The following is a 20,371-nucleotide window of genomic DNA, read 5'->3' on the forward strand; positions in this document are numbered from 1 at the left end:
GCCGACACCTGCCCACAGGGTCCAGAGAATTCAGTACCGCTGCGCGATGGTCTTGGTCTGCAGGAACCAGAACAGGTAGTCAGGGCCGCCCACCTTGGCATTGGTGCCGCTCATGCCGTAGCCACCGAAGGCGTGCGTCCCCGAAAGCGCCCCGGTGCATTTGCGGTTCAGGTACAGGTTGCCCACCTGAATCAACCTGCGGGCCTCGGCCAGCTTGTGCGGATCGCGGCTGTAGAAGGCGGCGGTCAGACCGTATTCGCTGTCGTTCGCCAGTTCGATGGCATGGCGCCAGTCGCGCGCTTTCGAGAAGGCCAGGACCGGTCCGAAGATCTCCTCCTGAAACAGGGAATCGGCGCTGTCCACGTCCGCGAAGATCGTCGGCTGGACATAGCCCCCCTCGCACTCGCCCAGCTGCGCCCGCTCGCCGCCCAGCACCAGCCGGGCCGTCCCCTGGCCATCCCGCACGTATTTCATGATGCGTTCGGCGCTGCCCTGGCTGATGACCGGCCCAAGCGGGGCGTTGTCTTCCGGCAGGCCCACTTTCACCTCGGCGGCCAGCGTCCTGACCCGCTCCAGCAGGTCCTCGTAGACGCTTTCCTCGGCAATCACGCGGCTGCAGGCGCTGCATTTCTGGCCCGCGTAGCCGAAGGTGGACTGCACGATGCCCACAGCAGCGGCGTCCAGATCGGCGTCGGCACAGACCACTGTGGGGTCCTTGCCGCCCATCTCGGCCATGACGCGCTTGAGCCATTTCTGGCCGGGCTGCACCTTCGCGGCGCGCTCGAAGATGCGGCATCCAATCTCGCGGCTGCCGGTGAAGGCCACCATGCGGATGTCCTTGTGATCCACCAGCGGATCGCCCAGCACGTCGTCGGTGCCGGTGACGAACTGGATCACGTTCCGGGGCAGTCCGGCCTCGAACAGCAGCTCCACCATCAGCAGGCTGCTCAGGGGCGTTTCGCTGGCCGGTTTCCAGATCACGGTGTTGCCCGCCGCAATAGCGCCCAGTGCCATGCCCAGAGGGATCGCGCTGGGAAAGTTCCAGGGGCTGATGCAGGCCACCACGCCGATGGGCTCGTACACGGTGGTGACGTGCTCGTCAGGCATGGGATAGACCGGCTTACCCGCCGCCCAGCGCAGCGTCTCGCGGGCAAAGACCTCAAAGTGGTCCACCGATTCGGCCACCTCGCCGTCGGCCTCGGCCCAGTTCTTGCCGTTCTCCAGAGTCATGACGGCGTTGAATTCCATGCGCCGCGCCCGCAGCAGTTCGCCCGCCCGCTTGAAAATGGTGGCACGTTGTAACGGGTCACTGAAGCGCCACGCCTCGAAGCCGGTTTTCGCCGCGGCAATGGCGTCTTCCAGTTGCTGCGGCGTGGCTTTCGGGAAGTGCCACACGGTTTCGCGCGTATCGGCGGGGTTGCGGACCTCGAAAGTCTCGCTGCTCTCCACCCGCTCACCGCCGAGGTACAGGGGAAAGCGTTGCCCGACGTACCGCTCGCGCACCTGCCGAAAGGCCGCGCGTTGCAGTTCGGCCACGTCCTGCTGAGCGAAATTGAAGTAGGGCTCATGCTCGAAGGGCAGAAAACCGCCCGCCAGGGTATCCATCATACGTGCCTCCTTGTGCTTAAGGCTGAGGCTAACATGCCGCCCAGAGCTGGCAAAGCGGCGCTGTCACGCGCTTAATTCCTTTCGAAAGCGGCCGTGCGAAAGGATGCTCCTCCCCATCCCAACCTGGCAAACGCCAAGTCGCCAACGCGACGCATCCATCCGTGGCAATCGCCACCTGCACAGAAAAGCCGGATCAGGCCAGCGCGGTGCTGACTTCCGATTGGTCCGGCAGCTTCATCCGAAAATGCAAGGTTCCCGGCCCGAAATCCTGATTCACTGCCCAGATCCGGTCAATGTTCAGAGTCTGCGTGGTCGCTCCCCGGACGGCAACTGTCACGCTCTGACCGCTGGCGTTGATCACACGCATGTCCGGGCGAGGGATGGTCAGGCACGGGCCCAGTGTGCAGAGACCAAACAGCGCCGCTCCCACCGCCAACCGCGCAGGGGTGGCCGGTACGTTTGCGGCTGGCCGATCTCAGGGAAAAGAGTGGGGAGCGTCGGAATTGACTCACGAGACTATTCCGACGCACCAGGGCAGCGCAGCCTTATTGCACCTGGATGCGCCCACCCTGCCCCACCACGAAGGATGGACGGCTCCGGGCGGTCTCGGGGACGTGGGCTACCGACTGGCGCTGTCCACCTGCCGCGTGCACGGTCAGCCGGATCGGCTTTCCAGTCGTGCGGTCCAGCGGCACACGCCAGGTCTGGTGGGGCCACAGGTGGGCGCGGTGCAGGCAATCGCCCCCGTTCTGGCAGACCGTCAGGCCGCCGATCACCACGCCGCTGCGATTCGCCACCTGCACCCCCGCCGCCTGAAACAGCAGCAGGTACAGCCACAGCGCCAGGGTCAGGAAAGCCAGTGCGGCGGCGGCGGGCAGGGCCAGACGGTCATTCATGACCCCAAAATTACACACGCCGGTCTGCCACGCGTCATACAAATGGCTCAGTGTTCAGCAGAGCTTCCAGTCTATCCAGTGGCCATGGACGAGTGAACCCTGAGGGGAAAGACCCCTGTGAAGAGCCGGGGCCACGCTAGATGCGCTGCGCCCACCTCCAGCGCCAGCCCACTGTCCGCAAAATGCCGCTCCCACAGGGCCTTGATCTGCGGTGTCATGAGTTCGCGCAGCTGGGTTTCCGCCACGGTACGCGCCTCGCCCAGATCGAAGGGGCTGGGGTTGTCCAGGAAATCGCGGACCTCCGCACGGGCGAACGCCTGATACAGCGCGTCATCCACCATCCGTGCAAACAGCGCCTCGGCGTGGGCTGCAGGGTCCATTACGTGCGCCATGAGTTTGCCGAAGGCGATGGCCGTCCCCAGCGTGTTGCCCGCCGTGTTCCACGCGCTGAACCCCGCGAGTCTGTTCAGCGGCAGCCCCTGGATCAGCGCCCACAGCCGCCGCTCGGCCCCGTTGGGGTAGGCGATGTCGGCCAGCGAGACTGTCTGCCCGGCTTCCAGAGCCTCCTGCAACGTGTCCACGAAGGCAGGGAGGTGACGGTGCGGCGTGTCCACCGTGGCGAAGTCCGGCTGCCGGTTCGCCTGGCGGGTGCCGGGGGTATTGACCGCCAGGACGAAGTCGGCCTCGGCAGGGGTGTCGGCCAGCACGCAACCCGCTGCCCGCAGGTGGGCCCGCACCAGTTCCCCGGCAGGACGGTCCTCGTAGATCAGCTCCGCGCCCGCACCGCCCAGGCCGCTGTAACGCACCCAGACCCGCGCCGCCTGCGGAGCCAGTGCCCGGGCCAGCAGCGCGCAGGGCACCTCGTCGGCACCCGGATAGATGTCCAGGCGTGACCACACGCCCAGTTCGTCTGCGCGTGCCTCCAGCATTCGGCGGTCAAAGGCGGCCAGACCGTACGGGGTGGTGTCGTCCAGCGTCAGGCACAGGTGGGTCAGGACACCCTCGGAGAGCAGGTCCAGCGCGGCCAGATGCAGAGCGCGGTTGCGTTCACGGGTGCCCGTCCAGTCGGCCAGAATCTCGGGGGGCAACGCGGCGCGGGCCGTCTCCAGCGCCCCGGCCTCCGCATCGCCGTGACGGGCGTGGCGGTCAAAGGCTGAGCTGTAGGCCCGCAATTCTCGCCCCCACTGGCCGTAGTATGGTTTTTCCTCGTGCGGATCGTTGTCGTGGGCCACCCGCACGATTACCCCGAAGGCGAGGATCTGAAGCCCCGGCACCTGCCGTTTGACCTCCCGCAACACAGCGAGCCGCCCCAGCGCCGTCTCCAGTGGGTCCGACACCCGCCTGGCCGGGATCATGCCGCCCAGACACAGGGTTTCCAGACAGACGATCACGATGTCCGCCTGGCCTGCCTCCTGCAACAGCCAGTCTCTTAGTAAAGCTGTGTTTCCCGGTGTGAAGAATGCTGGCAGTGCCCCCTCTGGTGGCACCCGCACGGTCGCCCCGGTCATGACGGCGAGTTGCGCAGGCAATTCCAGCGTCTGCGGGCGGGTATCGGGGGGGATCAGCAGAACGCGGGCAGAGGACGGCATCGGTTTCAGCGTATTACAGGCAGGGGTTGGGGGCCGCAGGCTCTAGGCGGGCGAGCCGCGATCCTGTCACCCTTGAGAAAGCGAAACGCTCCCCCGCTTCAGGCCGAGCGACGTCTGAACAGGCGCCCAAGGGCCGCGAAAGCCCCCAGCAGCAGCACCCCACCCTTCTTGAGCAGCAACAGGCCCCCCGCCAGCAGGCCCACCTTCTTGGCGGCCGCCACACCCAGCAAACCGGCAACGCCGTAGGTGGCCAGGCGATCTGTACCCTCCGTGTAATCCTCGTAGCGGTGACCCGAAGTGAAGCTGACCTGTTGCAAGACGCGCTGCATGTCGCCCTTGACCTGCGGCAACTGATCCATTCCAGCCACGGCGTTCAGCTCCAGGACGCTGTCACGGCCCAACACGCGCACGGCGTAGTTCAGGGTATGCTCGCCGCCCTCTGCGGTCTCGTCCGGCCCGTGAAAGGCCAGTTCCTTGGCCCAGTACATCTTGTGGGTGCCGGCCTCGTAATGGGGCGCGTCGGCCCAGCCGATCAGGTCCACCGTGCCGTACCCTGCCTGTTCACGCTCGGCATTGGCGGCGGCTGTGTCCCGCTGAAGATCGTGCATGATCCGGTCGTAATTGGTCCTGGCGGCGTCCTTGTCGGTCACATGGCCGTCCAGCGACTCGGTGATGACCACCCCCCAGCCCTCCTGCGTATCTGGATCCAGCCCGGCCGGAACGATCATGCCCACCACGTCCTCGGCAGAGCCCGGCGGGTTGCCCCACAGATCCACGATCACCCGCCCCGCATCGGTGCGGTCCAGAAAACGCAGATCGCTCCCGGTGTCGAGGCTGACCTTGCCGTTCAGCAGCGGCACGACACCGCTCCTGTAGTGCAGGAGTGCGTCGGGTGAGGGCGTGGCGGCCACAGTGTGGCCGAGAAGGAGCAGCAGGCCCAGAGGCAGAGCTGAGTGTAATTTCATCACTCTCTCACTTTAGGAGTGAGGGGATCCGGGTGGGTGCAGAGTTGCGGTGGCCCCCGCCGGGGGTAGTGCCCGGGGTCACCCCGACATCAGCGTCAGCCAGGATTCTGGATGGAGAGGCGCAGCCTCCACCACGCGGTTGCGGCCCTGGCGCTTGGCGCTGTACAGGGCCTCGTCGGCGGCGCGCACCAGGGCGGCAGGCGTGGACAGTGGGGCGGCGTATTCGGCCACCCCCAGCGACACCGTGAGCTACCCCAGTGAGATGCCCGCGTGCGTCAGTGACCAGCCCGCGATCTCGGCGCGCAGCCGTTCGGCCAGGGCACTGGCCACCGCCAGATCGTGGCCGGGCAGCAGCAGCGAGAACTCCTCGCCGCCGGGCCGGGCGGGCGTGCTGCCCGGCGGGGCCATGTCGCGCAGCGCGGCGCTCAGGCGCACCAGGGCGGCGTCGCCGGCGTCATGGCCGAAGGTGTCGTTCAGGCGCTTGAAGTGGTCCACGTCCAGCACAATCAGGGATAGTGGCTCACCGCTGGCGGAGGCGTGGGCCGTCTGCGCGGCAAGTTCGTCTTCCAGGCGGCGGCGGTTGAACAGCCCGGTCAGCGGATCGCGGATCGACTGCTGGAGCAGGCGATCTTGCAGGCGCAGTCCGGCCAGGGCCAGCGACACCTGCCGGACAATGCCAGGCAGCAGGAGGCGCAGGTCTGCGGAGACTTCAGTCCCCTCCACGGCGGAACGCAGCCGCAAGATGCCCAGCGTCTCCCCGTGCGAGAACAGCGGCACGCAGGTATAAGTGCCGCCCGGCCCGCCCAGGCACGCCGGGGCCAGTCGTTCCGTTCCTGGCGAGATCACCTCGCCCCGGCGCAGTGCCCAGCAGCTGTCCGGTGGGGTGGTCGAGCCTATTTCACCGCCCCAGATGGCGAGTGGCAGCAGCTGGTTGCGCGAGGCGTTGTGGTGCACCAGGGTGCCGCGCGTGCCTGGCAGCAGTTCCGGTAGGGCGCGTTCCAGAATGCGCGCGCCCTCTTCCAGGCTGCGGGCCGCCTGCATCCAGTCACCGAATTCGCCTAGACGGGCCATCCAGTCGTTGCGGGACGCCAGTCCATCTGCGTGCGCGCGTGACTGCTGCCGGGCCAGCGCCAGCGCTCCGCTCATGTGGTTGAAAGCACCGGCCAGTTGCTGGATCTCCGCTGAGCCGCGCTGTTCGACATGCACCCCCGCCTCTCCCACCGACAGGCGGCGTGCCGCGACGGTGAAGCGCCCGAAACTGCTGGAGAGCTGGTAGGCGCTGAACAGCGTGGCCAGCAGGCTAGTGAACAGCGCCACACCGCCCACACCGACAAGGGTCAGGCGCAGGCGGCGCAACTGCGCAGAGGCCACCGCTTCCAGCGACTGCAGGTCCCGGGTCTGTTCGGCGCTGGGAGCGCTGACCTCGGCGCGGATGCTGTCGAGAATCCTCTTGCCCTGGCCCGTCTTGACCAGCGCGGCGGCGGCGGCGCTGTCCCGCCGGGCCAGGAGTTCGGGCGCGGCCACCTCGCTCTGCCAGCGGCCAACCAGCATCCGGATGCGGCCCGCGGCCTCAGCGCTGCTGTCCCGCTCCAGCGCGGCCAGTTCCTGTGGCAGGGCCGCCTGGGCCGCGTTGTACGGCTCCAGAAAGCGGGGCTCCCCGGTGATCACATACCCGCGCAAGCCGGTTTCAAGGTCCACCACATGCTGCATGACCTTTGCCACCGAGACAAGCCGGGCACGGGTCTGGGCGGCCCGCTCGCTGGCCTGAACACGGGCATCGAGCGTGGACGAGAGGAGCAGGAAAGCCGCCACCAGCAGCACCCAGAAGGGCAACTGGGAGAGCAGGAGCAGGCGGCGAAGATTCATGGCTGCGCCCACTGTAAGAGCCCCATACGGCCGGGCTTTCTACAGTGGGCGCGGATTCAGGTTCAGCGCACGCAGCCGTCGGCCAGCGTGTTTGTCAGTGTGGGCACGTCCCGCCCCTCGCGCACGGCGTTGATAAAGGCGCTGCCCACCACCACGCCGTCGGCCAATGCTGCCACCTCGTGGGCGGTCTGGGCGTCCTTGACGCCAAAGCCCACGGCAATCGGAACGTCGGTATGCTGCCGGGCCAGGGCCAGCATGGCGGGCACTTCGCTCAGCGCCGTCCCCTCGCGCGCACCGGTCACGCCAGTCACACTGACGGCGTACACGAAGCCCGTGCAGGCCTGCGCCACTAGTCGGATGCGCTCCGGCGTGCTGGTGGGCGCGATCAGAAAGGTAACGGCCAGCCCGTACTCAGCGGCCAGATCGGCGATCTCGATGTCCTGATCGGGGGGCAGATCGGGGAGGATGAGGCCGTCCACCCCGGCCTCCTGCGCCAGCCGCATGAACTCGCGCGGGCCGACGGCGTAGATGGGATTGACGTAGGTCATGATCACGATGGGCTTGTCGTGACGGGTTCGCAGTACGCGCACCAGCTCAATCGTGCCGCGCGTGCTGGTGCCGCCCGCCAGCGCCTGCTCGCTGGCCTGCTGGATGGTGGGGCCGTCGCCCAGCGGATCGCTGTAGGGCAGCCCCACCTCCAGCAGGTCAGCGCGGGCCAGCAGCTCGTCGGCCAGTGCGGGGAATTCGGCAGTAGACGGATACCCGGCGGTCATGAAGGGAATGAAGGCGGCGCGGCCTTCCGATCTGGCCTTCTCGAAGGCGGCCCGGATGCGGGCCACACCCCTGGACTCCACAGCGGTCATGCCAGCACCTCCTGACGCTCGGCATTTCCAGGGGTGTCCTCGGCCTTCGCCTGCAGACGCATCACCTCGGCCACGTCCTTGTCACCGCGTCCGGACAGGTTGACCACAATAATTTGCTCAGGGGACAGGGTGGGGGCCAGCTGAACGGCGTGGTAGATGGCGTGCGCGCTCTCCAGCGCTGGAATAATGCCCTCCAACCGGGTCAGGAGCTGCAGTCCTTCCATCGCCTGCGCGTCGGTGACGGGCACGTACTCGGCCACCCCGGTCTCGCTGTACAGGCAGTGCTCCGGGCCGATGCCGGGATAATCGAGGCCCGCGCTGATGCTGTGCGGCGGGGTGATCTGGCCCTCGTGGTCATGCAGCAGGTACATCATCGCGCCGTGCAGCACGCCGATTCTGCCGCCGGCCACCGAGGCGGCGTGTTTGCCCGTCTCCACGCCCTCCCCCGCCGCTTCCGTGCCGATCAGACGGGGACGCTGGCCGTCCGGCAGGTAGGCGTACGGCGCAAAGATGCCGATGGCATTGCTGCCGCCGCCCACGCAGGCGATGATGACGTCGGGAACCTCACGGCCTTCGAGCGCTTTGAGCTGCCACTTGGTTTCCTCGCCAATGACCGACTGGAAATCTCGCACCATCGCCGGGTAGGGGTGCGGTCCCACCACGCTGCCCAGAATGTAGAAGGTGTCGCGCACATTGGTGACCCAGTCGCGGATGGCCTCGTTGGTGGCGTCCTTGAGGGTGCCGGTGCCGCTGGTCACGGGGATGACCTCGGCCCCCAGCAGGCGCATGCGGAAGACGTTCAGTTCCTGGCGGCGCATGTCTTCCTCGCCCATGTACACCACGCAGTCCAGCCCCAGCAGGGCCGCGGCGGTGGCGCTGGCAACGCCGTGCTGCCCGGCCCCCGTCTCGGCGATCACGCGGCGCTTGCCCATCCGCACAGCCAGCAGCGCCTGTGCCAGACAGTTGTTGATCTTGTGCGCCCCGGTGTAGTTCTGATCCTCGCGCTTCAGGTAGATCTTTGCGCCGCCTGCGTGTTCGGTCAGGCGCGCGGCCAGATACAGTCCGCTGGGGCGGCCCACGAAATCGCGCAGCAGCCGTTCCAGCTCACTCAGGAAGCCCGGATCGATCTTGGCCTCACGGTAGGCGGCTTCAAGATTGTCCAGAGCGGGGATCAGCGTTTCGGGCACGTAGCGCCCACCGAAGCGCCCGAAGCGGCCGCGCTCATCCGGTTGCGGATAGCTGGGGAGGGTGAGGGTCATGGTCCCAGCGTAGGATTCTGTCGACCAGCCGTGGAGGGGAAACTTAGACAACCTGTCTAAGTTTGTGACAACTATTTCATTGAGTGAAAATGCCCAGTCTCGCGCCACAGCGGGATCAACTCTGCCGCCGTAATCTCGTCTGGGACAGCGATAAAGGACGGTTCATTCAGGCTCCGCGCCAGTTCGGAGAGGACCCTTCCCGGCGATTGCCCGGCTTCGCGCAGCGCCATCACAGGGGGTGCACCGTCCCGCTTGGCCAGACGCTCGCCCCGGAAATCGGTCATCAGGGGAACATGCAGGTAACGGGGCGTCGGGAATCCCAGCGCCCTCTGCAAGGCCACCTGACGCGGCGTGGCCATCCACAGGTCCGCGCCGCGCACGATGTCGGTCACGCCCATCGCGGCGTCGTCCACCACCACCGCGAGGTGATAGGCGAAGACGCCGTCGTTGCGCCGCAGAACGAAGTCCCCCACCTCTGAGGCGAGCGACTGGCACAGGGTGGTCCCCGTCAGCTCGTCGGAAACGCAGACCGTCCTTTCCGGCACGCGCCAGCGCCGGGCGGCTGGACGGTTCAGGTCACTGCCAGCCAAGACACTGCCGTCGCGGCAGAGGCCCGGATAGACCGCCTCCTCCCCATGCGGCGCCCCGGCGCTGTCCTGAATGGCAGCGGCAATCTCCTTGCGGGTACAGGTGCAGGGATAGGTGTCCAGACGGCCCAGGGCCTCGGCGTACAGGGGCAGCCGCTCCGATTGCAGGTATTCCGCGTCCCAGTCCAGCCCCAGCCATTCCAGATCACGGTGGGTGGCATCGTAGGCCCACCCCCGGACTCGCCCGGTGTCCAGATCCTCGAAACGCAGCAGGTGACGGCCCCCGTGCGCGCGCGAATGCAGCCACGCCAGCAGCGCTGTGCGGGCGTTGCCCAGGTGCATGGCCCCGGTCGGGCTGGGGGCGAAACGGCCCACCGGCGGCCCCTCCAAGGCGTTCATGGGGAGAAGGCTAGCAGGATTATCGGCGGCACCCCAGCAACTGCTACAGTCCAGAACCGTGCCCGGTCCCGAAGTCCTCCTGTACGGTCTGCCCCTGGCCTTTGTGGCCGGATTCATCGACGCGGTGGCGGGTGGCGGCGGTACCATCACGCTGCCGACGCTGTTTTTCATGGGCCTGTCCCCGGCGCAGGTGGTGGCGACCAACAAGTTGCTGGCCATCTTCGGCTCGGCCAGTTCCACTTTCCAGTACTGGCGCAGGGGGCATGTGGAACTGGCGCTGATCGTGCGCCTCCTGCCACCGGCTCTAATCGGCAGCGCCTTTGGCGCGTATCTTGTGCATTTCGTCAACCCGGACGCCTTCCGCACCGTGATCGGCGTGGTGATCCTGGGGGTGGGCGCATTGGTGCTGGTCAACAAGCGTTTTGGCCTGGAAGACCGTTACCCCGGCCTGACCGCTCGCACACTGGCCCTGACGCTGCCCGGCGCGTTCATCATCGGCATCTATGATGGCTTCCTCGGCCCCGGCACTGGCACATTTCTGATGTTCATGTTCGCGCTGGCGGGCTTCAACCTGGTGGGCGCGAGCGGCAATGCCCGGACCATCAATCTTGCCACCAATCTGGGCGCGTTCATCTTCTTCCTGATCGGCGGCAAGATGGTTTTCTGGATCGGTCTGCCGATGGGCGTCGCCAACGCCCTGGGGGCCACACTCGGGGCGCGGATGGCGATGCTGCGCGGCAGCGCCTTCGTCAAGTGGATTTACGGGGGCATCGTGCTGGTGGTGGCGGCGCGGCTGTTTCTGGGAGGCTAGAGGGGCGGGTCCAAGGGAGGCAGGCTCTACCAGCATCAACGTTCCGTAAATGCTCAACCGTGCCATTGAACGTTCTTTGCGGGTATGAGCCGCGCCAGAATGCACACATGACAGACGCCACTATTACCCCCACCAGCCAGATCCCGTCACCCGAATCCACGGGGCCGCAGCAGGCCATCCTGGCGGGCGGCTGCTTCTGGTGCACCGAGGCCGTGATGCAGCAGGTGCGCGGCGTGCAGAAGATCGAGAGCGGTTACATCGGCGGCCACACGCCCCACCCCGATTACCGCAGCGTGTGCAGCGGAGAGACCGGCCACGCCGAGGCCGTGCGCGTGACCTTCGATCCGCAGCAGGTCAGTTACAAGGATCTGCTGGGCCTGTTCTTCGCCACCCACGACCCGACCTCTCTGAACCGCCAGGGCGCGGACATCGGCACCCAGTACCGCAGTGCCGTCTTTCCCGTGACGCCTGAGCAGGAGCGCGAGACCCGCGAGGTCATGGCCGATCTGGACGCACAGGGCGTGTTTGACCGGCCCATCGTAACCAGCATCGAACCGGCCACCGAATTCCATGTCGCCGAGGACTACCACCAGAACTATTACGCGGACAACTCGCGCCAGCCCTACTGCGTGGCCGTGATCGCGCCCAAGGTGGCCAAGCTGCGTAAGGAATACGCCGAGAAGCTGAATGCCTGAGCGGTAGCCTGAGGCACGTAGAAATCTGGAGGCTGGGACACGGAGTAGGGTGTCTCAGCCCTTTTGCCGTCTTTGTCCCAGGCCGGGGCATCCACCCCTCTCCCCCTCTCCTACAATGCGGGTGCGAATGCGAGCGCGCGTCCTGACCACATCCAGCACCCTGCCCCTGCGCCGACTGCTGGTCGTGTCGCGCCCCGCACTGTGGATCAACACGGTGGGCACGCTGGTCACCGGCGTGTGGCTGACAGGGCGGTTGTACACCCTGGACCCCGGCGTGCTGGCGCTGCTGCTATATCTAACCCTCCCGTTCAACCTGCTGATCTACGGCCTGAATGACCTCTCGGACCGTGAGGAAGACGCCCGCAGTTCCCGCAAGGGCGGCTGGCAGGGCGCGCGGCTGAGCGTGGCCGAGGGCAGACCTCTGCTCGCCATGACGCTGGCAATCAACCTGCCCGCGCTGGCGCTCCTCGGGGTCATGCTGCCGCCCGCTGCTTCCGCGTTGCTGGCCCTCTCTGCCGTCCTGTTTGCGGCCTACAGCCTGCCACCGCTGCGCCTGAAGGGCCGCCCTTTCCTGGACGGCCTGAGCAACGTGGCGTACGCCCTGCCGCTGGCGCTGCCCGCTCTGGCGCTGGACACCCCTGTGCCGTGGTGGCCGTTGCTGGCGCTGATGGCGTACTCGGTGGGCAAGCACGCCTTCGACGCCGCGCAGGACATCCCAGCGGACCGCGAGGCGGGCACGCGCACAGTGGCGACGGTGCTGGGCGTGCGCGGAACAGCGGCGTATGCGCTGGCGTGGTTCGCGGTGGCCGGGGCGCTGCTGCTGCCGGTGTCGCTGCTGACCGCCGCCGCGCTGTGGCTCACCTGCGGCGGCATGGCGCTGGCCCTCCTGCGTGACCCCACGCCGGGGCGGGCGACTGCGCTTTACCCGCTGAGCATTGTGACCCCGTGGATCGTGGGCGCGGTGGCGGGCGTGAGACTGGTTTATCTGCTGGCGCGCGGGCTGTGGACCGGCCTCTGAAGGCCACGCTCGACGTCGGCATCCTGGGCGGCGGGCTGGCCGGACTGGCGCTGGCAGCCCTGCTGGCAGGCCGGGGCCAGCGCGTCACCGTCTACGAACGGGACCGCGCGGGCGGCAAGCTGCGCCGGGAGAGGGTAGGTGACCTGGATTTCGACACCGGCCCCAGTCTGTTCACGTTCCCAGATGTATGGAGAACGTATCTGCGGCGGCTGGGCGAGGTCGATCCGCTGCATCTGGAGCCGTTGGCGGGCGGCCTGGGAATTCACCACACGCCCTACGGCGCCGTGCCGCTGCCAGTACCACCGGATCATGGATTGCACGCCGCCTGGGAAAGCTACCGTGCCAGGGTTCAGCCCCTGGCACCGCACATCGTTCCGCTGCTGACCACACCCCCCTGGCTGACTGATCCGGCCTTTCTGCGGGCCAGCCGGGCGCTGTTCGCGGTGACTGGCCCCCACCCCACCACCGAGGGCTGGATTCACGCCCGCCGATTTCCACGCGTGCTGGCCCACGCCATCCGCACGCACGCCCTGAACGCGGGCCTCTCCCCTGCCGATGCCCCGGCGCTCTATGCCCTGATTCCGGCGCTGGTGGGGGCGGAAGTGTACCGGCCCGCCGGGGGAATGGGTACATTGCTGGACGCGCTGCTGGGCTTCTCGACCGCTCGCGGCGTGACGGTTCGGGAAGGCCAGGAAGTGCTGAGGCTGGAAGACACCACAATCAGGCTAGGCGGCGGAGAAACGGTCCGGCACGATCTCCTGGTCAGCGCGATCGATCCCTATCGACTGGCAGGGTTGCGAGGTCTGCGGGTCACCTCGCCCCCGTCCAGACGCACAGTGAGTGGGCTGGCGATCTACGCAGCCCTCCCCGAACCCGCACCACTCCCGGTCACTTCCGTCATCCCGCCGTCGAACTTCCAGACCTTTCGCGCCGCCCTGCGCGCCGGAGCCCTGCCGCCCGATACGCTGGCGCTGGTCCACGCCGAGAACCGCAAGCTGGCGGTGCTGCTCACCACTCCCGCCACTGCCCGCCCCCTGGAACTGGACCATCCCTGGGTGCGCGCCCAGCTGGGACGGGTAGAACGGGTTCTGGGGGTGCCGGGGCTGCTGGCCACCGCCACGGACTTCCTGGCGCTGACCCCCGAACATTACGCGGCAGGTGGGCACCCTGGCGGGGCGATTTACGGCGCGGCCCTGCCCTTCTGGCGCGGTGGCCCACTCCACCCGCAGCCCTACCGCCTGACACCTCAGCTGTGGCAGGTCGGCACAGGCGTCCACCCCGGCGGCGGCATCCCAGCGATTCTGGGGGGAGCATTAATGGTCGATCGACTGCTGACCCAGCACCGTTGACAGATGGACCAACGACGTTGGGCCGCCCCACACTGCAGGGCGGCCCAGATCAGCAAGAGCTTTACTTCCCGGTGATCGCCTTGAGCGGATTGACCAGGCCGTAGCCGTAGCTGTTGTCGCGGCCCGCCGTGCCCAGATCGGTGGCGGTAGAGGTCAGCGCACTGACCAGCTGGGTATTGGTCAGCGTCGGCCTGGCCGCCCACACCACCGCTGCCGCCGCCGAGACGTGCGGGGTGGCCATGCTGGTTCCGTCGAAGTACTCATAATCGGCAGTGGTCACGCTGACGGTGCCGCTGGTGGGGAGCTTGCCCAACAGCGCCTGCCCGTCAGTCTGGATCAGGCCAACCACCGGAATGGCGTAGGCGTTGGTCAGCGACATGCCCAGCGGCCCGGCAGCGTTGTTGTAGATCATCACACCGGCCGCGCCGCTGCGCGAGGCGTTGGCAGTCTTTTCCTCGAAGCTGCAGGTGCCGCGTGAAATCAGGGCGATCTTGCCGCTCAGCGCCGGATTGCTGACGCCCGTGCCGCAGAACTCGTTATTGGTGCCGCCCGCCGCGACGATGCCGGCGCTGACAGTGGCCTTGGCGCTCAAATCGGCTCCGGTGACATTGGTAAATGCTGGCACGTTCACGGCGCTGGCGCTGGCCGCCGCGCCCTGGCCCAGCGGCAGGCTCGACAGCACCGCGACTCCCGGCCCCACGATATCGAGCGCGGTGCCGGCGTTGCTGAAGCTGGCCTTGGTATTGGTGTCGTCAATGGCCCCCACCGCCAGCACGTTGGTGTAGGCGGCCGGGTAGCTCACCGTGCTGGCGCCGTCATTTCCGCTCGCCGCCACGATCAGGGCGCCCTTGTTGTAGGCAGCGGTGTAGGCCCGCTGCTCGGTCTGGCTGGCCCGCCCGCCGCCCAGCGAGAGGCTGACCACCACTTTGGTCTCGGCGCCGCCCTGCGACTTGAGCTGTGACACGCACCAGTTGACCCCGTTGATGATGCCGCTGCTGCTGCCCGAGCCGTCGTCGCCCAGCACCCGGGCCATGTACAGGTTGACGCCGGAGGCTGCCCCGCCCACGCCGTTGACATCCTCGCCGGGCTGCAGGCCTCTGGCCCCGGTGCCGGCGCCGTACTGGGCGAAGACGGTGCCCGAAACGTGGGTGCCGTGGTGCGACACGTCGTTGAGGCTATAGGGATCGTTGCGGTTCAGATCCGGCGTGAAATTCCTGAAGCCTTTCAGCCCCCGCTTGAACTCGGGATGGTTGCCGTCTATTCCAGTGTCACCGATACACACCGCCACGCCCGCTCCGGTGTAGTTGCCGGCCCGCAGGTCGGCCACCTTGAGGGCCGCGTCGCCCCAGGTGTATTCGCCGCTGGGCGCATACAGCGCCTGCGCTGTGAGCACCGGCGCCGGGGTGCCGGGTTTGGCAGCCGGGGCCGGGTGGGCACTCTGGCCGCTCCGAAAGCCCAGCGCGTGACGCAGCAGGTCAGGTTCCACGTATTCCACCAGCGGATTGGCCCGCAGTTTGTCCAGCGCCGCGGGCGACAGCTTCACGGCGGCGGCGCTGATGTCGGCCCACTGACTGGTCAGCAGGCCGCCCGCCGCCGTGATCGCCTGCGCCTGAACCACCGCCTGCTGACTGAGGCTCTGTATCCTCAGCGCGTCCTGTTTGAAGCCGATCAGGTACGCCCCGGCGATGACCTCATTGCTGGCGCTGGAGCCAGTCGCTGGAGCGGACCCGACGGGAGCGGCTGTTTGCTGCTGCCCGCAGGCGGCGAGGGTCAGGGCAAGGGTGGCGGCCAACAGGGAGCGTGTATAGGTCATGGTGTTCTCCTGACAGAGGCGGGCGGCTGGAAGAGCCTGGGCAAGACAGCAAGCGCGAATCGGTGAATCCCAAAAAGAGGGCCAGTCTCAATGAAAAGAGACGCCGACCCCGTCGGGGTCACCGGAAACAGCGGTTTGGGGGTTGGTGATGGGGGGCATCTTAGGACCCTGCCCCAACCATCAACCACACCTGTCTAGTTGTGCTGGAGCTGGACCCAGGTTCGTCGCGGTGTCACAGAAGCTCGAGGACACAGGGGCGGCAGGACATGAACCCTGTGATGACCGGCACTGCAGTGCCGTCTGTCCGCCTCGACAGACGATTGCAAAAGCCTGCTTCACGCGTTCTTGTGGCCCTCCAACCTGAACAATCAGGGCGACGGCGCATGGCAGCAGAGGAGCGGTGGGCCCGGGCTGCGGTCCATGTCCATCAGACTCCGCAAACCCAGGCCCACCGCTCCTCCCCTTTCCCTTACCAGCGTTCAGTCACTGTCTTGAGCTGCATGAAGTTCGCCAGGTAGTCCGGGCCGCCGGCCTTGCTGTCGGTGCCGCTCATGTTGTAGCCGCCGAAGGGCTGAACACCCACGATGGCCCCCGTGATCTTGCGGTTGAAGTACAGATTCCCCGCTTCAAACTCCTGCCGCGCCTGCTCCAGCCGTGCGCGGTCACGGCTGCACACGCCGCCGGTCAGGCCGTACTCGGTGCTGTTCGCAATGGCCAGCGCGTCGGCCCAGTCCTTCGCGCGGATCACCGACACCACCGGCCCGAAGATTTCCTCCTGCGCCAGGCGGGCGTCGCGCTTCACGTCGCCGACGATGGTGGGCTGGATGTAATAGCCCTGCTTGCCGCCATGCTCGCCGGGAGCCTCACCGCCCAGCAGCACCTTGCCCTCCTGCGGCGCGAGGTCCAGGTAGCTCTTGACCTTGTTGAAGGACATCTCGTTGACCACGGCGGTCACGTTGGCGTTGTCCTCGCCAGTGCCCATCTTCAATTTGCTGGCACGCTCGACAAAGCCGCCCACCACATCGTCGTACACGGCGTCCACCACGATCAGGCGGCTCATGGCGCTGCACTTCTGACCGTTAAAGCCGAAGGCCCCCTGCACGGCGGCCGTGATCGCCACGTCCAGATCGGCCGTCTCGTCCACGATCATGCCGTCCTTGCCGCCCAGTTCCAGCACCACCTTCTTGATCCACTTCTGGCCGGGCTGCACCTTGGCCGCCACCTCGTTGATGTGCAGGCCCACGGCGCGGCTGCCCGTGAAGGTGATGAAGCGCGTCTTCGCGTGCGTGGTCAGGTACTCGCCCACGTCCTTGCCCACGGCGGGCAGGAACTGCAGCACGCCGGCGGGCAGCCCGGCCTCGAACATGATGTCGGCGACGAAACCGGCGATCAGGCCCGCGTCCTCGGCAGGCTTGGCGATCACGCAGTTACCCGCCACGATGGGCGCGGCCAGCATGCCCAGGAAGATGGCACAGGGGAAGTTCCAGGGAGAAATAGAGATCCCGACGCCAAGTGGCAGCGACATCAGGCCGTTTTCCTCGCCCTCGAACCAGGTGGTTTCACTGCTCCCGAACCCCGAGTACTTCATGGCACTGCGGGCGTAGTACTCCAGAAAGTCGATGGCCTCGGCCACTTCCACGTCGGCTTCGGCGTAGTTCTTGCCCACCTCGATGCTCATCAGGGCGCAGGCTTCCAGACGGCGGGCCTTGAGGATGGTCGCCGCCTTCAGCAGGATGCGGGCGCGGGCGTCCATCTCCCAGGTCTTCCACGTCTCGAAAGCCTTCCATGCGCCGTCCAGAGCGCGTTCGGCATCCTCGACGGTGGCCCTGGCGGTGGTGCCCACCACCTCGGAGGTGTCGCAGGGGTTGACCGATTCCAGTTTCCCCTCGGTGTCCACGCGCTCGCCATTGATGACCAGCGGGTAATGCTTGCCCACCAGCTCGGCGCGCACTTTTTGAAGGGCAGCCTGATACGCCTGCACGTTCTCCGGCTGGGTGAAGTCGATAAAGGACTGGGGACGGTAATCCTGGATTTTAAGCATGGCTTTCTCCTTGAGACGCAGTTCCCTGCAAGAGTGCGGGAAGGGTGTGGGCGAAATCCTCGACGCTGTGGGCTGGACGGCCCAGCAATGTAGGCAGATCGTCCGTGACGTGTTTGGCGAGACCCAGGCGGGCGGTGGCGTAGATGCCTTCCATCACCAGCGTCTCGCTCCGGCCCGCGCCGTGAGCGCGCATCTGGCGATAGAACGTCACGGGGTTGGGATCGGTATAGCGGTAAAGGTGGCCGGTGACGCGGGTGAAGATGCTGGCCACCTCGTGGTAGGTCAGCGCCTGCGGGCCAGTCAGCTCATACGCCCGGTTCTCGTGGCCGCTTCCGGTCATGACGATGGCGGCGGCCTCGCCCACGTCGTTCGCGTCCACGAAGCTGGTGCGCCCGTTTCCAGCGGGCACGGCGATGACGCCCTTCAGGAGCTCCGGCAGGTGCGTGGTGGTCAGGTTCTGCATGAAGAAGCTGGGGCGCAGGAAAGTATAGGCCGCGCCGTTGCCCGCCAGATGCTTTTCCAGTTGCGCATGCGGCGTGAATGGCAGCCTGTCGGCCCCCTGAAGCGACAGCAGCGCGAAGTGCCGCACCCCAGCCCCCAGCGCCACATCCAACGCTGGGAACATATGCTGGCTGACCTGGCTGACCGCGGGTGGGCGCAGCACGAACAGCCTTTCAAGACCGTCAAAAGCGCCAAGATAGGTCTTGCGCCTGCCGAATTCCATGGTCCCAAATTCGATCTGGGACGCGGGGGCGTCCGCGAAGGCACGCCGCGCCCGCTCCGGTTGCCGGGCCAGCACGCGCACCCGCGCGCCTCGCCGCAGCAGTTCGCGCACCAGCGGCGTGCCGATATTGCCAGGCGCTCCGGTAACGCCGATCACTGGAACGCTCACCCCTTGAGCATCCCCCGCAGGATGAACATCACGTTGGCCGGGCGCTCGGCGATGCGGCGCGAGAAGTACGGGTACCAGTCACGGCCATATGGGATGTAGGCCCGCACGCGGTAGCCCGCCGCCGCCAGTTCGCGCTGCAGGTCACGGCGCACGCCGTACAGCATCTGGAACTCGTAGGCGTCCTTCCCGATTCCGTGGGCCAGCGCAAAGTGCTTGACATCCTCGATGATGCTCTCGTCGTGCGTGGCGACGTTCACGTAGTTTCCGGCTTTCATATGGGCGTAGACCAGCTTGCGGTAGCTGGCGTCCACGTCGGCCTTGTCGGGCATGGCCACCGATTCGGGTTCCAGATACGCACCCTTGACGATCCGTAGGTTGGGCCGCAGGTCATCCAGGCTGGCGCGGTCCTCCTCGGTGCGGTACAGGTAGCTCTGCAACACCGTGCCGACGTACTGCGTGCCGAATTCCTCTGCCAGCGTGCGGAACTGAGCCAGGGTCTGATCCACGCGCGGGTGGTCTTCCATGTCCAGGCAGATGAAGCCGCCGTATTCCTTGGCCCTGCTCACGATGCGCCGGCCATTGGTCAGGCCCAGATCCTGGCCGTCCACTGTCTGGCCCTGCCCCACGGCGGACAGCTTGACGCTGGCGTACGGCATCACCCCGGCAGCGTGCGCGGCGTCCAGCAGGTGCAGCACCTTGTCGGCGAACTCGTTGGCCTTGTCCGGCGAGGCCACGAATTCCCCCAGCAGATCCAGGTTGCCCAGGATGCCCTCGGCCTGAAGTTCCTTGACGGCGGCAATCGCGCCGTCCACCTCCTCTCCGGCCACGAAACGCTGCGCCAGGCCCCAGCCCTGCCTGCGGACAATGTCTTCCACGAATTTCTGTCCCGAAACGGTCAGGACGGCCTTGCGGTAGATCTGGTCAATCATGGAAAGCTCCTTGGGAGGGGTCTGAGAGTCGGAAGATGTATGGGGATCCCGTGGCCATTCAGACCCCGGTGCCCAGTTCCTGCAGGACCAGCGCGCCAAAGGTCCGGACGTGAGCGCGGGCAGCCTCGCGGGCCGTGACAGCGTCGCGGTCCAGCACGGCGCCGAGGATGGCGGCATGCTGGGCCGCCGTTTCAGGGTGGGCGTTGTAGGTGCGGGTCTGGTGCTTGATCAGGGCCACGCGCTGCTCCAGGTCACGCGCCAGATCGCCCAGCGCGGCGTTGTGGGCCGCCACGGTGATGGTGCGGTGGAAATTCAGGTCCAGCCGGGTCTGCTGGCGGTAATCCTGCGATTGCGAGGCATTCACGGCGTCCAGCGCTTCCCGCAGAATCTGGGCGTCGGCAGTGCTGTGGGCAGCGGCGGCCAGGGCGGCGGCCAGCCCGTCCAGCTCCTCGCGCACGGTGTAGGTATCACGCGCCTCCTGGGCGGTGACGGTGCGGACCCGCACGCCCTTGTTGGCCTCGGCCACCAGCAGGCCGTCCTGGGTCAGGCGCATCAAGGCCTCACGAATGGGCGTGCGCGACACGCCCAGCCGCTCCCCCAGTTCGACCTCCCCAATGCGCTCGCCGGGGATGATCTCGCCGTTCAGCACGGCGCGGCGCAGGTGTTCATAGACGCCGTCCCGCACCAGCACAGGCCGCGCGAACGCGGCACGCGCAGAATGCTCAGACGGAATCATATGGATATTGTATACAATATTCTGCAAGAAGGGTGAGAGTCCCAGGGCTAGCCAT

General features: G+C 66.9%; 17 protein-coding genes and 1 pseudogene. 4 read left to right on the forward strand and 14 right to left on the reverse strand.

Features of this window, described 5'->3' with window-relative positions:
- Nucleotides 1–30: 30 nt before the first annotated feature.
- The 9 genes and pseudogenes from HNQ08_RS00455 to gluQRS all read right to left on the reverse strand — a co-directional run bounded on the left by HNQ08_RS00455 (nt 31) and on the right by gluQRS (nt 10,032).
- Nucleotides 31–1,608, reverse strand: a complete 1,578-nt coding sequence (locus tag HNQ08_RS00455) for an L-glutamate gamma-semialdehyde dehydrogenase (protein ID WP_184126985.1) — start codon at nt 1,606–1,608, stop codon at nt 31–33.
- A gap of 193 nt (nt 1,609–1,801) precedes the next feature.
- Complete coding sequence (locus tag HNQ08_RS00460) at nt 1,802–1,975, reverse strand: hypothetical protein (protein ID WP_184126987.1); 174 nt, start codon at nt 1,973–1,975, stop codon at nt 1,802–1,804.
- A 178-nt stretch (nt 1,976–2,153) separates the two neighbouring features.
- Entirely contained in the window at nt 2,154–2,504 is a 351-nt protein-coding gene (locus HNQ08_RS00465; RefSeq protein ID WP_184126989.1) for a hypothetical protein, read from the reverse strand.
- Between the two features lie 71 nt (nt 2,505–2,575).
- A complete protein-coding gene (locus tag HNQ08_RS00470; RefSeq protein WP_184126991.1) occupies nt 2,576–4,093 on the reverse strand; it encodes a DUF4127 family protein in 1,518 nt (505 codons plus the stop codon).
- A 98-nt stretch (nt 4,094–4,191) separates the two neighbouring features.
- Nucleotides 4,192–5,058, reverse strand: a complete 867-nt coding sequence (locus tag HNQ08_RS00475) for a DUF2167 domain-containing protein (RefSeq protein ID WP_184126993.1) — start codon at nt 5,056–5,058, stop codon at nt 4,192–4,194.
- 78 nt (nt 5,059–5,136) lie between these two features.
- Nucleotides 5,137–6,924, reverse strand: a pseudogene (locus HNQ08_RS00485) (diguanylate cyclase).
- Nucleotides 6,925–6,986: 62 nt separating this feature from the next.
- On the reverse strand, nt 6,987–7,787 hold the full coding sequence (gene trpA / locus HNQ08_RS00490; protein WP_184127005.1) for a tryptophan synthase subunit alpha: 801 nt from the start codon (nt 7,785–7,787) through the stop codon (nt 6,987–6,989).
- Entirely contained in the window at nt 7,784–9,046 is a 1,263-nt protein-coding gene (gene trpB / locus HNQ08_RS00495) for a tryptophan synthase subunit beta (RefSeq protein WP_184127007.1), read from the reverse strand. The genes trpA and trpB overlap by 4 nt, the downstream gene beginning before the upstream one ends.
- 71 nt (nt 9,047–9,117) lie before the next feature.
- Nucleotides 9,118–10,032, reverse strand: coding sequence for a tRNA glutamyl-Q(34) synthetase GluQRS (gene gluQRS / locus HNQ08_RS00500; protein ID WP_184127009.1), 915 nt, complete (start codon nt 10,030–10,032; stop codon nt 9,118–9,120).
- A gap of 58 nt (nt 10,033–10,090) precedes the next feature.
- Here gluQRS and HNQ08_RS00505 point away from each other — a divergent pair, with 58 nt between their 5' ends.
- From HNQ08_RS00505 to HNQ08_RS00520, 4 genes are all read left to right on the forward strand, one after another.
- Entirely contained in the window at nt 10,091–10,843 is a 753-nt protein-coding gene (locus HNQ08_RS00505; RefSeq protein WP_184127011.1) for a TSUP family transporter, read from the forward strand.
- Nucleotides 10,844–10,950: 107 nt separating this feature from the next.
- Entirely contained in the window at nt 10,951–11,538 is a 588-nt protein-coding gene (gene msrA, locus HNQ08_RS00510; RefSeq protein ID WP_184127013.1) for a peptide-methionine (S)-S-oxide reductase MsrA, read from the forward strand.
- Nucleotides 11,539–11,665: 127 nt separating this feature from the next.
- Complete coding sequence (locus HNQ08_RS00515; RefSeq protein WP_184127015.1) at nt 11,666–12,556, forward strand: UbiA family prenyltransferase; 891 nt, start codon at nt 11,666–11,668, stop codon at nt 12,554–12,556.
- On the forward strand, nt 12,541–13,905 hold the full coding sequence (locus tag HNQ08_RS00520; protein ID WP_229789528.1) for a phytoene desaturase family protein: 1,365 nt from the start codon (nt 12,541–12,543) through the stop codon (nt 13,903–13,905). The genes HNQ08_RS00515 and HNQ08_RS00520 overlap by 16 nt, the downstream gene beginning before the upstream one ends.
- Nucleotides 13,906–13,966: 61 nt before the next feature.
- Here HNQ08_RS00520 and HNQ08_RS00525 read toward each other — a convergent pair whose 3' ends face one another.
- From HNQ08_RS00525 to HNQ08_RS00545, 5 genes are all read right to left on the reverse strand, one after another.
- Nucleotides 13,967–15,718, reverse strand: coding sequence for a S8 family serine peptidase (locus HNQ08_RS00525; protein ID WP_184127017.1), 1,752 nt, complete (start codon nt 15,716–15,718; stop codon nt 13,967–13,969).
- Nucleotides 15,719–16,187: 469 nt separating this feature from the next.
- Complete coding sequence (gene pruA / locus HNQ08_RS00530; protein ID WP_184127019.1) at nt 16,188–17,759, reverse strand: L-glutamate gamma-semialdehyde dehydrogenase; 1,572 nt, start codon at nt 17,757–17,759, stop codon at nt 16,188–16,190.
- Nucleotides 17,752–18,651: an SDR family oxidoreductase gene (locus HNQ08_RS00535; protein WP_184127021.1), complete on the reverse strand. Its 900-nt coding sequence runs from the start codon at nt 18,649–18,651 to the stop codon at nt 17,752–17,754. The genes pruA and HNQ08_RS00535 overlap by 8 nt, the downstream gene beginning before the upstream one ends.
- A complete protein-coding gene (locus HNQ08_RS00540) occupies nt 18,648–19,580 on the reverse strand; it encodes a proline dehydrogenase family protein (RefSeq protein ID WP_184127023.1) in 933 nt (310 codons plus the stop codon). Before HNQ08_RS00540 ends, HNQ08_RS00535 begins: the two co-directional genes overlap by 4 nt.
- Before the next feature lie 58 nt (nt 19,581–19,638).
- Nucleotides 19,639–20,316 (reverse strand): GntR family transcriptional regulator, encoded by a 678-nt coding sequence (locus HNQ08_RS00545; protein WP_184127025.1) that lies wholly within the window; start codon nt 20,314–20,316, stop codon nt 19,639–19,641.
- Nucleotides 20,317–20,371 lie beyond the last annotated feature (55 nt).

Source organism: Deinococcus humi (genome assembly GCF_014201875.1).
GTDB classification, from domain to species: domain Bacteria; phylum Deinococcota; class Deinococci; order Deinococcales; family Deinococcaceae; genus Deinococcus; species Deinococcus humi.

Coding starts and splice junctions, on each gene's coding strand:
- HNQ08_RS00540 (WP_184127023.1), bottom strand. CDS start 19,580: ATGATTGACCAGATCTACCGCAAGGCCGTCCTGACCGTTTCGGGACAG.
- trpA (WP_184127005.1), bottom strand. CDS start 7,787: ATGACCGCTGTGGAGTCCAGGGGTGTGGCCCGCATCCGGGCCGCCTTC.
- HNQ08_RS00515 (WP_184127015.1), top strand. CDS start 11,666: ATGCGAGCGCGCGTCCTGACCACATCCAGCACCCTGCCCCTGCGCCGA.
- msrA (WP_184127013.1), top strand. CDS start 10,951: ATGACAGACGCCACTATTACCCCCACCAGCCAGATCCCGTCACCCGAA.
- trpB (WP_184127007.1), bottom strand. CDS start 9,046: ATGACCCTCACCCTCCCCAGCTATCCGCAACCGGATGAGCGCGGCCGC.
- HNQ08_RS00465 (WP_184126989.1), bottom strand. CDS start 2,504: ATGAATGACCGTCTGGCCCTGCCCGCCGCCGCCGCACTGGCTTTCCTG.
- HNQ08_RS00470 (WP_184126991.1), bottom strand. CDS start 4,093: ATGCCGTCCTCTGCCCGCGTTCTGCTGATCCCCCCCGATACCCGCCCG.
- HNQ08_RS00460 (WP_184126987.1), bottom strand. CDS start 1,975: ATGCGTGTGATCAACGCCAGCGGTCAGAGCGTGACAGTTGCCGTCCGG.
- HNQ08_RS00525 (WP_184127017.1), bottom strand. CDS start 15,718: ATGACCTATACACGCTCCCTGTTGGCCGCCACCCTTGCCCTGACCCTC.
- HNQ08_RS00545 (WP_184127025.1), bottom strand. CDS start 20,316: ATGATTCCGTCTGAGCATTCTGCGCGTGCCGCGTTCGCGCGGCCTGTG.
- pruA (WP_184127019.1), bottom strand. CDS start 17,759: ATGCTTAAAATCCAGGATTACCGTCCCCAGTCCTTTATCGACTTCACC.
- HNQ08_RS00455 (WP_184126985.1), bottom strand. CDS start 1,608: ATGATGGATACCCTGGCGGGCGGTTTTCTGCCCTTCGAGCATGAGCCC.
- HNQ08_RS00475 (WP_184126993.1), bottom strand. CDS start 5,058: ATGAAATTACACTCAGCTCTGCCTCTGGGCCTGCTGCTCCTTCTCGGC.
- gluQRS (WP_184127009.1), bottom strand. CDS start 10,032: ATGAACGCCTTGGAGGGGCCGCCGGTGGGCCGTTTCGCCCCCAGCCCG.